Origin of the sequence: Burkholderia sp. D-99 (assembly GCF_011605345.1) — a bacterium.
In the GTDB taxonomy this organism is placed as follows: Bacteria; Pseudomonadota; Gammaproteobacteria; order Burkholderiales; family Burkholderiaceae; genus Burkholderia.
The window spans coordinates 64,559-79,269 of record NZ_JAAOXM010000019.1; the positions used below are offsets into that span (position 1 = coordinate 64,559).

13 protein-coding genes are annotated in these 14,711 nt (G+C 66.3%); 5 read left to right on the plus strand and 8 right to left on the minus strand.

Features of this window, described 5'->3' with window-relative positions:
- Positions 1-23 precede the first annotated feature (23 nt).
- Both clpB and HAV18_RS37525 read right to left on the minus strand, forming a co-directional pair.
- The gene (gene clpB / locus HAV18_RS37520) at positions 24-2,621 is read right to left on the minus strand and encodes an ATP-dependent chaperone ClpB (RefSeq protein ID WP_166965797.1); all 2,598 of its coding nucleotides are present in this window, start codon (positions 2,619-2,621) and stop codon (positions 24-26) included.
- A 157-nt stretch (positions 2,622-2,778) separates the two neighbouring features.
- Complete coding sequence (locus tag HAV18_RS37525) at positions 2,779-3,294, minus strand: Rrf2 family transcriptional regulator (protein ID WP_166965799.1); 516 nt, start codon at positions 3,292-3,294, stop codon at positions 2,779-2,781.
- 252 nt (positions 3,295-3,546) lie between these two features.
- On the opposite strand from HAV18_RS37525, the gene HAV18_RS37530 reads away from it, so the two are divergent.
- The gene (locus tag HAV18_RS37530) at positions 3,547-4,116 is read left to right on the plus strand and encodes a group III truncated hemoglobin (RefSeq protein ID WP_166965800.1); all 570 of its coding nucleotides are present in this window, start codon (positions 3,547-3,549) and stop codon (positions 4,114-4,116) included.
- A gap of 66 nt (positions 4,117-4,182) precedes the next feature.
- On the opposite strand, the gene HAV18_RS37535 is transcribed toward HAV18_RS37530, so the two are convergent.
- The 6 genes from HAV18_RS37535 to HAV18_RS37560 all read right to left on the minus strand — a co-directional run bounded on the left by HAV18_RS37535 (position 4,183) and on the right by HAV18_RS37560 (position 10,547).
- Complete coding sequence (locus HAV18_RS37535) at positions 4,183-4,659, minus strand: molybdenum cofactor biosynthesis protein MoaE (RefSeq protein ID WP_166965802.1); 477 nt, start codon at positions 4,657-4,659, stop codon at positions 4,183-4,185.
- Positions 4,660-4,669: 10 nt separating this feature from the next.
- Positions 4,670-4,927 carry a molybdopterin converting factor subunit 1 gene (gene moaD / locus HAV18_RS37540; RefSeq protein WP_011352296.1) on the minus strand — a complete coding sequence of 86 codons (258 nt, stop codon included), beginning with the start codon at positions 4,925-4,927 and terminating at the stop codon, positions 4,670-4,672.
- Between the two features lie 19 nt (positions 4,928-4,946).
- Positions 4,947-6,194, minus strand: coding sequence for a gephyrin-like molybdotransferase Glp (gene glp, locus HAV18_RS37545; RefSeq protein ID WP_166965804.1), 1,248 nt, complete (start codon positions 6,192-6,194; stop codon positions 4,947-4,949).
- Positions 6,195-6,463: 269 nt separating this feature from the next.
- Positions 6,464-7,915 (minus strand): threonine synthase, encoded by a 1,452-nt coding sequence (gene thrC, locus HAV18_RS37550; protein ID WP_166965806.1) that lies wholly within the window; start codon positions 7,913-7,915, stop codon positions 6,464-6,466.
- Between the two features lie 12 nt (positions 7,916-7,927).
- Positions 7,928-9,256 (minus strand): homoserine dehydrogenase, encoded by a 1,329-nt coding sequence (locus HAV18_RS37555; protein ID WP_166965808.1) that lies wholly within the window; start codon positions 9,254-9,256, stop codon positions 7,928-7,930.
- Positions 9,257-9,308: 52 nt separating this feature from the next.
- On the minus strand, positions 9,309-10,547 hold the full coding sequence (locus HAV18_RS37560; protein WP_166965810.1) for a pyridoxal phosphate-dependent aminotransferase: 1,239 nt from the start codon (positions 10,545-10,547) through the stop codon (positions 9,309-9,311).
- Between the two features lie 316 nt (positions 10,548-10,863).
- Here HAV18_RS37560 and HAV18_RS37565 point away from each other — a divergent pair, with 316 nt between their 5' ends.
- The 4 genes from HAV18_RS37565 (at position 10,864) to HAV18_RS37580 (ending at position 14,706) form a co-directional block, all read left to right on the plus strand.
- Positions 10,864-11,238 carry an Mth938-like domain-containing protein gene (locus HAV18_RS37565; RefSeq protein WP_166965812.1) on the plus strand — a complete coding sequence of 125 codons (375 nt, stop codon included), beginning with the start codon at positions 10,864-10,866 and terminating at the stop codon, positions 11,236-11,238.
- 124 nt (positions 11,239-11,362) lie between these two features.
- A complete protein-coding gene (locus HAV18_RS37570; protein ID WP_166965814.1) occupies positions 11,363-13,039 on the plus strand; it encodes a glycosyltransferase family 39 protein in 1,677 nt (558 codons plus the stop codon).
- Between the two features lie 13 nt (positions 13,040-13,052).
- Positions 13,053-13,424 carry an SMR family transporter gene (locus HAV18_RS37575; protein WP_166965816.1) on the plus strand — a complete coding sequence of 124 codons (372 nt, stop codon included), beginning with the start codon at positions 13,053-13,055 and terminating at the stop codon, positions 13,422-13,424.
- Between the two features lie 130 nt (positions 13,425-13,554).
- Positions 13,555-14,706 (plus strand): DegT/DnrJ/EryC1/StrS aminotransferase family protein, encoded by a 1,152-nt coding sequence (locus tag HAV18_RS37580; protein ID WP_166965818.1) that lies wholly within the window; start codon positions 13,555-13,557, stop codon positions 14,704-14,706.
- The last annotated feature ends 5 nt before the right edge of the window (positions 14,707-14,711 follow it).

Consider the following 14,711-nt stretch of genomic DNA (forward strand, 5'->3'; position numbering starts at 1 on the left):
GGGTGGGCGGCCAAGGCAGACGATCAGTGCACGACGCGGTCGAACACGAACTTGCCGTCGTGGATGTCGACCGGAATCACGTCCTTCGGACCGAAGCGGCCCGCGAGGATGAGCTTCGCGACCGGGTTCTCGATCTCCTGCTGGATCGCGCGCTTCAGCGGCCGCGCACCGAACAGCGGATCGTAACCGACCTTCCCGATCTGTTCGAGCGCCGCTTCCGACACCTCGAGCGCCATGTCGAGCTTCGCGAGCCGATCGTGCAGGCGCGCCAGCTGGATCTTCGCGATCGACTCGATGTTGCTGCGGTCGAGCGCATGGAACACGACGACGTCGTCGATCCGGTTCAGGAACTCGGGGCGGAAATGCTGCTTCACCTCGAGCCACACCGCGTCCTTGATCTCTTCCTGCGGCGCACCCGTCATCGCCTGGATTACCTGCGAGCCGAGGTTCGACGTCATCACGATCACCGTGTTCTTGAAGTCGACCGTGCGCCCCTGCCCGTCCGTCATGCGGCCGTCGTCGAGCACCTGCAGCAGCACGTTGAACACGTCCGGGTGTGCCTTCTCGATCTCGTCGAGCAGGATCACGCTGTACGGCTTGCGGCGCACGGCTTCCGTCAGGTAGCCGCCTTCCTCGTAACCGACATAGCCCGGCGGCGCGCCGATCAGCCGCGCGACGCTGTGCTTCTCCATGAACTCGCTCATGTCGATGCGGATCAGGTGCTCTTCCGAATCGAACAGGAACGACGCGAGCGCCTTGCACAGCTCGGTCTTGCCGACCCCCGTCGGGCCGAGAAACAGGAACGAGCCGTACGGACGGTTCGGATCGGCGAGACCCGCACGCGAACGGCGGATCGCGTCGGCCACCGCACTGATCGCCTCATGCTGGCCGACCACGCGCTCGTGCAGCTTTTCCTCGATGTGCAGCAGCTTCTCGCGTTCGCCCTGCATCATCCGCGACACCGGAATCCCGGTCGAACGCGACACGACTTCTGCGATTTCCTCGGCGCCGACCTGCGTGCGCAGCAGGCGCGGACGCGTCGGGTTGTGCTGCTCCTGCTCTTCAGCCTGCGTGACCTGCTTCAGTTGCGCCTCGAGTTGCGGCAGCTTGCCGTACTGCAGTTCGGCGACCTTCTCCAGCTTGCCGTCACGCTGCAGACGCGCGATGTCCGCACGCACCTTCTCGATCTCTTCCTTGAGCTGTGCGCTGCCCTGCACCGCGGCCTTCTCGGCGATCCAGATCTCTTCCAGGTCCGCATATTCGCGGCCGAGGCGGTCGATCTCTTCCTCGATCAGCTGCAGGCGCTTCTGCGACGCTTCGTCCTGCTCCTTCTTCACGGCTTCGCGCTCGATCTTCAGCTGGATCAGCCGGCGGTCGAGCTTGTCCATCTCTTCGGGCTTCGAATCGATTTCCATCTTGATCTTCGAAGCGGCTTCGTCGATCAGGTCGATAGCCTTGTCGGGCAGGAAACGATCGGTGATGTAGCGGTGCGACAGCTCGGCCGCGGCGACGATCGCCGGATCGGTGATGTCGACACCGTGGTGCAGTTCGTACTTCTCCTGCAGCCCGCGCAGGATCGCGATCGTCGCCTCGACGCTCGGCTCGTCGACGAGCACCTTCTGGAAGCGGCGCTCGAGCGCGGCATCCTTCTCGATGTACTTGCGGTATTCGTCGAGCGTGGTCGCGCCGATGCAGTGCAGTTCGCCGCGCGACAGCGCCGGCTTCAGCATGTTGCCTGCATCCATCGCGCCCTCGGCCTTGCCCGCGCCGACCATCGTGTGGATTTCGTCGATGAAGACGATCGTCTGGCCTTCGTCCTTCGCGATGTCGCTGAGCACGGCCTTCAGGCGCTCCTCGAATTCACCGCGATACTTCGCGCCGGCGAGCAGCGCGGCCATGTCGAGCGACAGCACGCGCTTGCCCTTCAGCGTCTCGGGCACTTCGCCGTTGACGATCCGCTGCGCGAGCCCTTCGACGATCGCCGTCTTGCCGACGCCCGGCTCGCCGATCAGCACCGGGTTGTTCTTGGTGCGGCGCTGCAGGATCTGGATCGAACGGCGGATTTCGTCGTCACGGCCGATCACCGGATCGAGCTTGCCCGCACGGGCGCGCTCGGTCAGGTCGACCGTGTACTTCTTCAGTGCCTCGCGCTGGCTTTCCGCGTCCTGGCTGTGCACCTGCGAGCCGCCGCGCACCGCGGCGATCGCGGCTTCGAGCGACTTGCGCGTGAGGCCGTGCTGGCGCGCGAGCTTGCCGGCTTCGCCCTTGTCGTCGGACACGGCGAGCAGGAACATCTCGCTCGCGATGAACGTATCGTTGAGCTTCTGCGCTTCCTTGTCGGCCTGGTTCAGCAGCCCGGCCAGTTCGCGGCCGATCTGGATGTCGCCGCCGGTACCCGTCACTTGCGGCAGGCGCGAGATCGCTTCGTTCAGCGCGCCTTGCAGCGCCTGGATGTGAACACCCGCGCGCGACATCAGCGAGCGGGCGGAACCGTCCTGCTGCGCAACCAGCGCGGCCAGCACGTGAACGGGTTCGATGTATTGATTGTCGCGGCCAGCCGCGAGGCTTTGCGCGTCAGAGAGTGCTTCCTGGAACTTGGTGGTGAGCTTGTCGATTCTCATTTAGTCGAGACCTCCAATTTTCGATTAACACCAAGATGAGGATGGTTATGCGGCTTTCAAGCGAAATTCGGGTTGATTCAGCGCAAAAATCGATGGATATCCTCGAAGCGGCCCCGGGACGGGCCACCGCCGGATCGCGGCACGCGGCGATCGCGTATCAGCCGGCCGCCGACGGCGGCTCGACGGATGCAGGCGCGTCTTCCGGCGACGGCGCGACATGCACACGCACGACCGGGCGAATGCCGAGCAACGCCGCGAGCGGCGAAGCGGGTTCGACCAGTTCGCCGAGCGTGTGACGGTCGAGTTCGGCGAAGAACGCATCGCGCGCAGCCGCCAGCACGCCCTTCAGGCGGCATTGCGGCTCGATCACGCAGCCGCGCGACTCGCCCTCGGCCGAAAAGCAGCCGACCAGCGCGAAATCGCTCTCGGTCGCGCGCACGACCTGGCCGACGGTCAGTTGCAGCGATTCGGGGAACAGGCGCAGCCCGCCGTTGCGGCCGCGAACGGTGTCGACCCACCCCAGCTCGCCGAGCTGCTGCACGACTTTCATCAGATGGTTCTTCGAGATGCCGTAGGCATCCGAAATCTCCTGGATCGTCGCGAGTCCCTCGCCGCGCACGGCAAGGTACAGCATCACGCGCAGCGAATAGTCGGTGTAGTCGGTGAGTCTCATGGGTGAATACGGAAAAGATCGGTCGTGTCCCAATTACGTGAGCCGGGCCGATCGGGATGCGCACGGGGCCGGTTGACAGCCCTGTTCCGCGGCCCCGGGTTGCCGGGATGGCGCGTGCGCAATAAGATGCGTGACATCTACACGTTTGTCAGGGGTTGTTGGACGCTATTTTGCGTCAAAATCCGGCCGGCGTCCTGCACGATGCCCGCGCCGCCGCCCCGTTGCCGCCCCTCTCTCCCGGCCCTTTTTGCCATGACCGTCCTGCCTGCCTCGCCCGATACCGCACCGGCCCGCCCTCGCGACACCGAGCCGACCGAAGAGAACATCCGCGATCTCGTCTACGCGTTCTACGACCGCGTGCGCGCCGATCCGCTGCTCGGGCCCGTGTTCGACGCGAAGCTGGCCGGCCGTTGGGACGACCACCTGCCGAAGATGGTCACCTTCTGGTCGAGCCTCGTGCTCGGCACCAAGGGCTATCGCGGCAACGTACAGCAGGCGCACCAGCCGCTCGACGGGATCGAGCCGGCTCATTTCAGCCGCTGGCTGTCGCTGTTCCTGAAGACCGTCGAGGCGCGCTACGCGCCGAGCGCGGCGATCCGCTTCATGGAGCCGGCGCTGCGGATTGCGCAGAGCCTGCAGTTGAGCCGGTTCGGCTGGGATTACCAGATTCCGCCCGAGCAGCAGGCGCTGCTCGACGCGATCGCGCCGCGCCGGCGCAGCGGGGACGACGGGGGCGACGATCCGCACGCGTTGCCGTCGCGTGCCCGCGGCGAGCCGTTTCCGACGAAGATCATCGGGCGCAGCGTCGATCCGGACGCGTAACGGGCAGCCGTCACGCTCGGCGCTTGCGCGCATGCGGCACCTTGTCGCACGATCCTGACGGCGCGCTCAGCGCCGCGTATTGCCCGATTCGATTCCCCAGCGGGCAAGCGCGGCATCGTCGGTGCTGCGCGCATCGACCCAGCGCTCGCCCTCCGGTGTGGTTTCCTTCTTCCAGAACGGCGCTTCGGTCTTCAGGTAGTCCATCACGAACTCGCACGACGCGAACGCATCGCCGCGGTGCGACGCAACCGTTGCGACCATCACGATCTGGTCGAGCGGCAGCAGCTTGCCGACGCGATGCACGATCGCGACGTCGATGCCCGGCCAACGCCGGCCGGCCTCGGCGGCGATCTTCTCGAGCGCCTTCTCGGTCATTCCCGGATAGTGCTCGAGCTCCATCGCGGCAACCGCATCGCCTTCGTTCAAATCGCGCACGGTGCCGACGAAGCACGCAACCGCGCCGATCTTCGGATTGCGCGCGCGCAATGCCGCGACCTCGGCGTTCAGATCGAAGTCGTCGGTCTGGATTCGTACCGTTGCCATCGCCAGTGCCTCAACCGCCCGTCACCGGCGGAAAGAATGCGACTTCGCAGCCTTCGGTCAGCCGCGTGTCGGGATCGGTCATCTCGTGGTTGCACGCCATGCGCAGTGCGCGCCCTTCCGCGAGCGTCTCGGCCCACGCCCCGCCGCGCACGCGCAGCCATGCGCGCACGTCGCCCACGGTCGTGACGCTGTCCGGCACGTCGGCCTGCTCGTCGGCGACACCCAGTGCCTCGCGTACGCTTGCAAAAAATTTCAGCTGAATCTTCATGGTTCGGGAAGCCGTCGCGTTACGACAGCAGTTCGGAAAACGGAATGAAACGCACGGTCTCGCCGGCGCTGATCGCGTGCTGCGGCGGGTTGTCGATCAGGCCGTCGCCCCACACCGTCGACGTCAGCACCGCCGAGCTCTGGTTCGGGAACAGGTCGAGCCCGCCGGCCGCGTTCACGCGCGCACGCAGGAATTCGTTGCGCCGGTCGCCCTTGCCTTGCGAGAAATCGGCACGCAGCGACAGCGCGCGCGGCGCGACGTCACGCACACCGGACAGGCGCAGCAGGAACGGCCGCACGAACAGCAGGAACGTGACGAAACTCGACACCGGGTTGCCGGGCAGCCCGATGAAGTGCGCATCGGGGCGATCGTCGCCGCGGCGCACCGCGCCATAGGCAAGCGGCTTGCCGGGCTTCATCGCGATCTGCCACAGCGCGAGCCGCCCTTCGGCCTCGACGGCCGGCTTCACGTGATCCTCTTCGCCAACCGACACGCCGCCGCTCGTCAGGATCACGTCGTGGTCGCGCGCGGCCGCACGCAGCGTATCGCGCGTGGCGGCGAGCGAATCGGGCACGATCCCGTAGTCGGTCACGTGGCAGCCGAGCCGCTCCAGCAGCCCACGCAACGTGAAGCGGTTCGAGTTGTAAATCGCGCCGGGCTTCAACGGCTCGCCCGGCATCGTCAGTTCGTCACCGGTGAAGAACACCGCGACGCGAATCCGCCGCGCGACCGGCAACTGCGCGCAGCCGACCGATGCGGCGAGACCGAGCGCCTGCGGCGTGAGCCGCGTGCCGGCCGGCAGGATCACCGCGCCCTGCCGGATATCCGCGCCCTGTGCGGTGATCCATTCGCCGGCCTTCGGCGTGTGCAGGATCTCCACCGCGTCGCCGTCGGCCGACGCCTGCTCCTGCATCACGACGGCGTCGGCGCCGGGCGGCACGGTCGCACCGGTGAAGATCCGCGCGGCCGTGCCGGCCGCGAGCGGTTCGGCCGGATGACCGGCCGGAATGCGCTGCGACACCGGCAACCGCCGATCGCCATGCAGCAGGTCGGCGACGCGCACCGCATAGCCGTCCATCGCGCTCGTATGCATCGGCGGCACGTCGAGCGGCGAACTTACGTCGGCCGCCAGCACGCGGCCGAGCGCATCGAGCGTGGCGACGGTCTCGACGCCGGGCAGCGGCTTCGCGGCATCGAGCAGCGCGGCAAGTGCCTCGGCGGTCGACAGCATCGGCGCGCGCGGCGCCGCGGGATTCGGGTTCGACATCGATGGAATCGGGGATCGTTGGATTCAATACGTCATTGTAGCGACGCCGTCGCGCGGGCGCGCGATATGGCGGACATGCGGAAACTGTGATTCGCGCGAACGCGCGGGTCTGGCACTTGTTTCGCACGCGATGCGGCGGCAGCCGCGCGGCGCGCTGCGAACACCTGCGCCGCGCGGCACCGCCAAACGAAACGGCCGGAACCCCGATCCGTTCGACGAATCGGCATTCCGGCCGTCCTGCGCAGCCGGGCCTGCGGCCCGGCCGTGCGTCACGCGCCCGTATGGGCGGCGATGAAGTCCTTCACCTGCTGCGCGTCGGCGTTCACGACCTCGAAACGCTGCGGCAGCGCCTCGAGCCCGTCGAATGCGGCCGGACGCTCGGCTTCGCGATCGAGTGCTTCGCGGATCGTCTCGCCGAACTTGATCGGCTGCGCCGTCTCGAGCACGACCATCGGTACGCCCGCGTCGAGATGCTCGCGCGCGACCTTCACGCCGTCGGCCGTGTGCGTATCGATCATCGTGTCGTAACGCGAGAACACGTCGCGAATCGTCGCGATGCGGTCCGTGTGGCCGCTGCGGCCCGACACGAAGCCGAACTCGGCGACGCGCGCGAAATCGCCGCTCGCCGCGAGATCGAAGCCGCCCTTCTCCTCGACGTCGCGGAACAGCTGCATCACGCGCGCCGGATCGCGGCCGAGCAGGTCGAACACGAAACGCTCGAAGTTCGACGCCTTCGAGATGTCCATGCTCGGGCTGCTCGTGTGATAGGTGTTCTCGGCGCTGCGCACGCGATACGCGCCCGTGCGGAAGAACTCGTCGAGCACGTCGTTCTCGTTGGTCGCAACCACCAGCTTCGCGATCGGCAGCCCCATCATCCGCGCGATGTGGCCCGCACACACGTTGCCGAAGTTGCCCGACGGCACCGTGAACGACACGCGCTCGTCGTTGGACTGCGTCGCCGCGAAATAGCCCTTGAAGTAGTACACGACCTGCGCGACGACGCGTGCCCAGTTGATCGAGTTGACCGTGCCGATCTTCTGCTGCGCCTTGAACGCGTGATCGTTCGAGACCGCCTTCACGATGTCCTGGCAGTCGTCGAACACGCCTTCGACCGCGAGATTGAAGATGTTCGGATCCTGCAGGCTGAACATCTGGGCCGTCTGGAACGCGCTCATCTTCTTGTGCGGCGACAGCATGAACACGCGCACGCCGGCCTTGCCGCGCATCGCGTATTCGGCCGCGCTGCCCGTGTCGCCGGACGTCGCGCCGAGAATGTTCAGCGTCTGCCCGTGCTTCGCGAGCGTGTACTCGAACAGGTTGCCGAGCAGCTGCATCGCCATGTCCTTGAACGCGAGCGTCGGGCCGTTCGACAGTTCGAGCAGCGACAGCGCCGCACCGTTCTCGGTGCCGAGCGTCTTCAGCGGCGTGATGTCGGACGCGTTCTCGCCATGGCGCGTGTTGCGGTACACGTCGGCCGTGTACGTGCGGCGCGTGATCGCGCGCAGGTCGTCGGCCGGCACGTCGTCGCAGAACTTCGCCAGGATCTCGAACGCGAGATCCGCATACGACAGCGTGCGCCAGCGCGCGAGCTCGTCGGCGGACACCTTCGGATATTCGGACGGCAGGTAGAGCCCGCCGTCCTTCGCAAGACCGCCGAGCAGGATGTCGGAGAACGTGTGGCGCTCGCCGATACCGGCGCCGCGCGTGGAGATGTAGTTCATGTCGTCCTCAGCTCAGTTCAGCGCTTCCATGCGCAGCTTCGTCACCTTCGATACCACCGTCGAGAGGCTCTCGATTTGCGCGATCGCTGCATTCACGTTCTTCTCGATCGTCTCGTGCGTGATCAGGATGATGTCGGTCTCGCCGTTCGTGCCGTCGACCTGCTCCGATTCCTTCTGCAGCAGCGCGTCGATCGAGATGCCCGATGCGGCGAGGATGCGCGTGATGTCGGCCAGCACGCCGGTCTGGTCGGCGACGCGCAGGCGCAGGTAGTAGCCGCTCGTCACTTCTTCGATCGGCAGGATCGGCGTGTTCGACAGGCTGTCGGGCTGGAACGCGAGATGCGGCACGCGATGCTCGGGATCCGCCGTGTGCAGGCGCGTGACGTCGACGAGATCCGCGACCACGGCCGATGCGGTCGGCTCCGCGCCCGCGCCCTTGCCGTAGTACAGCGTCGTGCCGACCGCGTCGCCATGCACGACGACCGCGTTCATCGCGCCCTCGACGTTCGCGAGCAGGCGCTTCTCCGGGATCAGCGTCGGGTGCACGCGCAGCTCGATGCCGTTTTCGGCGCGGCGCGTGATGCCGAGCAGCTTGATCCGGTAGCCGAGCTCTTCCGCGTAGCGGATATCGGTCGCGTCGAGCTTGCTGATGCCCTCGACGTACGCGCGGTCGAACTGCACCGGCACGCCGAACGCGATCGCGCTCATGATCGTCGCCTTGTGCGCGGCGTCGACGCCTTCGATGTCGAAGGTCGGATCGGCTTCCGCGTAGCCGAGCTCCTGCGCGGCCTTCAGCGCGGTCGCGAAGTCGAGCCCGCGATCGCGCATTTCCGACAGGATGTAGTTGGTCGTGCCGTTGATGATGCCCGCGATGTACTGGATGCGGTTCGCGGTCAGGCCTTCGCGCAGCGCCTTGATGATCGGGATGCCGCCGGCGACGGCCGCCTCGAATGCGACCATCACGCCCTTCGCGCGCGCGGCCTCGAAGATCTCGGTGCCGTGCACCGCGAGCAGCGCCTTGTTCGCGGTCACGACATGCTTGCCGTTCGCGATCGCGCGCAGCACGAGGTCGCGCGCGACGTCCGTGCCGCCGATCATCTCGGCGATGATCGCGATCGACGGATCGTCGACGACCGCGTTGAAGTCGTCGGTGATCTGCGCGGCGCCGGCATCGCCGCCGAGCGCAGCCAGCGCCTTGGCCGGGTTGCGCACCGCAATGCGCGTCACCTCGATACCGCGCCCCGCGCGTCGCTTGATTTCTTCCTGGTTGCGGCCCAGCACCGTGAAGGTGCCGCTGCCCACCGTGCCGAAGCCCAACAGGCCAACTTTGATCGGTTCCATGCTGCGTGTGATCGATGAGTAAGAAGTAGTGAGTGCCGTGTGGTCTTGCCGCTCAGGCCGAATGGCGCTTGCGGTAGCCGTCGAGGAAGCGTGCAATCCGGTTGATCGAATCGGTCAGGTCATCGAGGTTCGGCAGGAAGACCACGCGGAAGTGATCCGGCGTCGTCCAGTTGAAGCCCGTGCCCTGCACGAGCAGTACGCGCTCCTCGAGCAACAGGTCGAGAATGAACTGCTGGTCGTTCTGGATCGGATAAAGCTTCGGGTCGATGCGCGGGAACATGTACAGCGCGGCCTGCGGCTTCACGCAGGTCACGCCCGGGATCGACGTGAGCATGTCGTACGCGAGCTCGCGCTGCTTGTACAGGCGCCCGCTCGGCACGATCAGCTCGTTGATGCTCTGGTAGCCGCCGAGCGCCGTCTGGATCGCGAACTGCCCGGGCACGTTCGCGCACAGGCGCATCGACGACAGGATGCCGAGCCCCTCGAGGTAGTCGTTCGCGCGCCGGCGGTTGTCGCCGCCCAGGCCCGACACGGCCATCCAGCCCGCCCGGTAGCCGCACGAGCGATAGCTCTTCGACAGGCTGTTGAACGTGACGGTAATCACGTCCTCCGACAGCGAACCCAGCGCCGTGTGCTCGAGGCCGTCGTAGACGATCTTGTCGTACACCTCGTCGGCGAACACGATCAGCCCGTGCTGGCGCGCGATCTCGAGCAGTTCGAGCAGCAATTCGTCTGAATAAAGCGCGCCCGTCGGGTTGTTCGGGTTGATCACGACGATCGCCTTCGTGTTCGGCGTGATCTTGCGGCGGATGTCGTCGAGATCGGGCATCCAGGCGTTCTGCTCGTCGCAGATGTAATGCACCGGCGTGCCGCCCGACAGGCTGACCGCCGCCGTCCACAGCGGGTAGTCGGGCGCCGGCAGCAGCACTTCGTCGCCGTCGTTCAAGAGCGCCTGGGTCGCCATCACGATCAGCTCGGACGCGCCGTTGCCGATGTAGATGTCGTCGAGGCCGACGCCCACGACGCCCTTTTCCTGCGTGTAGTGCATCACGGCCTTGCGCGCCGAGAACACGCCCTTCGAATCCGAATAGCCGGACGACGTCGGCAGGTTGCGGATCATGTCCTGGATGATCTCGTCCGGCGCGTCGAAACCGAACGGCGCGAGGTTGCCGATGTTCAGCTTGATGATGCGGTGGCCTTCTTCCTCGAGGCGCTTCGCGTGCTCGAGCACCGGGCCACGGATGTCGTAGCAGACGTTGAGCAGCTTGTTCGACTTCTGAATCGGTTTCACGACGACACGGTTCCTGGGTTGGCCTTGCGGCCGGGGGGACGGGATCAAAACTGGAAAGCGGCCGGTCTGTGCGCGCTGTCTAGACTGGGAAAAAGCGGGCGGTCGGGCGCGGCTTGTGGCGACGCGCGACGCAAGTGGCGCCCGGGGGCGACCAAAAAGTTATAATTTAGCGGATTTTGGCTGACTTTCGCAATGCACCATAGCCGCGCCGGGCCCACGCCGTCAGGCGTCCCGCGTGCGCAGGCAAGCGAAACCGGCCATCCGGGCCCGTGTGGCCCTGCGACACATTCCCCCTACGGAACCGCGGAATACCGATTTGAAACTGCACCAGGACGCGAGCGGCGCGCTCAACACCGTCACCGGCTACGGCCCCGATTATGTCGACGTCAATCTCGAACGCCATGAAACGAGCGTCATCGTGCTGCCCGGCGTGCCGGTCCAGCCGTGGCCCGTGTCGTCGTTCGACGCGCTCGCGCCCGAGCATTTCGCGATGCTGCTCGACCCGACGCCCGAACTCGTGATCTTCGGCAGCGGCGCGCGGCTGCGCTTCCCGCACCCGCGGCTCGTCGCGGCGCTCACGGCCAAGCGGATCGGCGTCGAGACGATGGATTTCCAGGCCGCCTGCCGCACCTACAACATCCTGATGGCCGAGGGTCGCAAGGTCGCCGCCGCGCTCTTAATTGAACGTTAATCCCCGATGCGGTAAAACTCGGGCCGGCGCAGCGGGTCGATCCCCCCGATCGGCCCGGCCAGGCCGCCCGCCCCCGGCGCAACCCGCCGGCGGCCCGTCACAACAACCAACAGGCTGAAAATCCATGAACGATACGCCGTCGAGGCTACCGCTCAATCGCATCACGCTCGTCCTCCTCGTCGTCGCGCTCGCGATCGTCTGGTTCGCGCCGCTCGGGCTGCGCCACCTGATCCCGAGCGACGAAGGCCGCTACGCGGAAATGGCGCGCGAGATGTTCGTCACCGGCGACTGGATCACGCCGCGCTACAACGGCTACAAATACTTCGAGAAGCCGCCGCTGCAGACCTGGCTGAATGCGCTCACGTTCGCGTGGTTCGGCATCGGCGAATGGCAGGCGCGCCTCTACACGGCCGTTGCGAGCTTCGCCGGCGTGCTGCTCGTCGGCTACACCGGCGCGCGCCTGTTCAACCCGCTGTCGGGCTTCCTCGCAGCCGTCGTGCTCGCGTGTTCGCCGTACTGGAACCTGATGGGCCACTTCAACGCGCTCGACATGGGGCTCGCGTTCTGGATGGCGCTGTCGCTCTGCTCGCTGCTGCTCGCGCAACGGCCCGGGCTGCGTCCGGCCGCGGTGCGCGGCTGGATGTGGGCGTGCTGGGCCGCGATGGCGTTCGCGGTGCTGTCCAAAGGCCTCGTCGGCCTGATCCTGCCCGGCGCCGTGCTCGTACTCTATACGCTGATCGCGCGCGACTGGGCGCTGTGGAAGCGCCTGTACCTGGTGAGCGGCCTCGTGATCTTCTTCGCGATCGTCACGCCGTGGTTCGTGCTCGTCCAGCAGCGCAACCCCGAATTCTTCAACTTCTTCTTCATCGTCCAGCAGTTCCGCCGGTACCTGACCCCGGAACAGAACCGCCCGGGCCCGCTCTACTACTTCGTGCCCGTGCTGCTGGTCGGCTTCCTGCCGTGGCTGTCGATCGCGTGGCAGAGCATCCGCCATGCGCTGCGGATGCCGCGCCAGCCGAACGGCTTCTCGCCGATGCTCGTGCTGCTGATCTGGAGCGCATTCATCTTCCTGTTCTTCAGCGCGTCGCATTCGAAGCTGATCTCGTACGTGCTGCCGGTCGCGCCGGCGCTCGCGCTGATCATCGGCGCGTACCTGCCGCTGATGACCGCCGACAGGTTCCGTCGCCACCTGCTCGGCTACCTCGTGTTCTTCGTCGTCGCGGCGTTCGGGCTCATCTCCCTCGCGTACCTGGGCGACGCACGCACGCCGAACGCGCTGTACCGCGCGTTCCAGATGTGGCTGTACGCGGGCCTCGCGGTCTCGGCCGCGCTGACGCTCGCGGCCGCATGGCTGAATCGCCGCATGGGCGTCGCGGCCGCGATCGCGGCGTTCGGCGCCGCGTGGCTCGCCTTCGGCACGATCGGCGGCACCGGGCACGACGAATTCGGCCGCTACAGCTCGGGCGCGCTGCTCGCGCCGGCGGTGCGCGCCGAACTGGCGAAACTGCCGCCCGACACGCCGTTCTACTCGGTCGAGATGCTCGATCACACGTTCCCGTTCTATATGGGTCACACGACGATCATGGTCCAGCGCCAGGACGAGCTCGGGTTCGGGATCTCGATGGAGCCGAACAAGTGGATTCCGACCGTCGACGAATGGATCACGCGCTGGAAGCAGGAAACCCATGCGCTCGCGATCATGTCGCCCGGCCAGTACGACACCCTGGTCAAGCAAGACGTGCCGATGCGCGTGATTGCGCGCGACAACCGCCGCGTGATCGTCGAGAAACCGCAATCGTAAGGACGCCTGCCGCATGAATCCCGTTTCACTCGTCTGCATCATCACCGGCGTGATGCTCAACGCCGTTGCGCAACTTCTGCTGAAAGCCGGCGTCAACGCCGTCGGGCACTTCGAATTCAGCCGTGCGAACATCATTCCGGTCGGCCTGAAGATCGCGACCCAGTTGCCGATCATCGGCGGCCTCGGCTGCTACGTGCTGAGCGTCGTGGTCTGGATTCTCGGGCTGTCGCGGGTCGACGTGTCGATCGCGTACCCGATGCTGTCGCTCGGCTACGTCGTCAACGCGTTCGCGGCCTGGTACCTGTTCGGCGAGGTGCTGTCGGTCCAGCGGCTCATCGGCATCGGCATCATCCTGATCGGGGTGCTGGTGCTCGCGCGAAGCTGAGCACGCCTCGCCGCGTTAAGCGGCTGCCTACAAAAAATCACGGTGCGAATCCGCCAACCGGTGTTTAATGCCGGTTTCGGGCGGGATCGCCCGACCCTTTTATTACACGCCATTACAGGCCAACGCGTTCATGAGCCAGACTACCGCTCCGTTTCTGCCGTTCACCCGCCCTGAGATCGATGAGGAAACCATCCAGGGCGTCGTCGAAGTGCTGCGCTCGGGCTGGATCACCACCGGCCCGCAGAGCCAGAAATTCGAAGCGGCGCTGTCCGAGTACTGCGGCGGCCGTCCGGTCCGCGCGTTCAATTCGGGCACCTGCACGCTCGAGATCGGCCTGCGCATCGCGGGTGTCGGTGCCGGCGACGAGGTCATCACGACGCCGGCGTCGTGGGTCTCGACCAGCAACGTGATCATCGAAACGGGCGCGACGCCCGTGTTCGCCGACATCGATCCCGTCACGCGCAACATCGACCTCGACAAGCTCGAGCAGGCGATCACGCCGCGCACGAAGGCGATCATCCCCGTGTTCCTGTCCGGCCTGCCGGTCGACATGGACCGCCTGTACGCGATCGCGCGCGCACACAAGCTGCGCGTGATCGAAGACGCCGCGCAGGCGTTCGGTTCGACGTGGAACGGCAAGCGCATCGGCGCGATCGGCGACATCGTGTCGTTCAGCTTCCACGCGAACAAGAACCTGACGACGATCGAAGGCGGCGCACTCGTGCTGAACAACGAGGACGAAGCGACGCTCGCGCAGAAGTACCGGCTGCAGGGCATCACGCGCACCGGCTTCGACGGGATGGACTGCGACGTGCTCGGCGGCAAGTACAACCTGACCGACGTCGCCGCCCGCGTCGGCCTCGGCCAGCTGCCGCACCTCGACCGCTTCACCGCGCAGCGCCGCACGCTCGCCCGTGCGTATTTCGACGCGTTCGACGGCAGCGCGGCCGTGAAGCTCGGCGTCGGCCTGCCGGTTGCCGACTTCGAGAACAGCAACTGGCACATGTTCCTGATCACGCTGCCGCTCGAGCGGCTCACGATCACGCGCGCCGAGTTCATGGCGCAACTGAAGGAACACGGCATCGGCACGGGCATCCACTACCCGGCGATCCATCTTTTCACGCTGTACCGTGCACGCGGCTTCAAGGAGGGCATGTTCCCCCACGCCGAACGGTACGGCGCGTCGACCGTCACGCTGCCGCTCTTCACGCAGATGACGGAAGGCGACGTGCGTCGCGTGGTCGACGCCATCAACCAGATTTGCGAACAATACGGAAAATAAGCGTA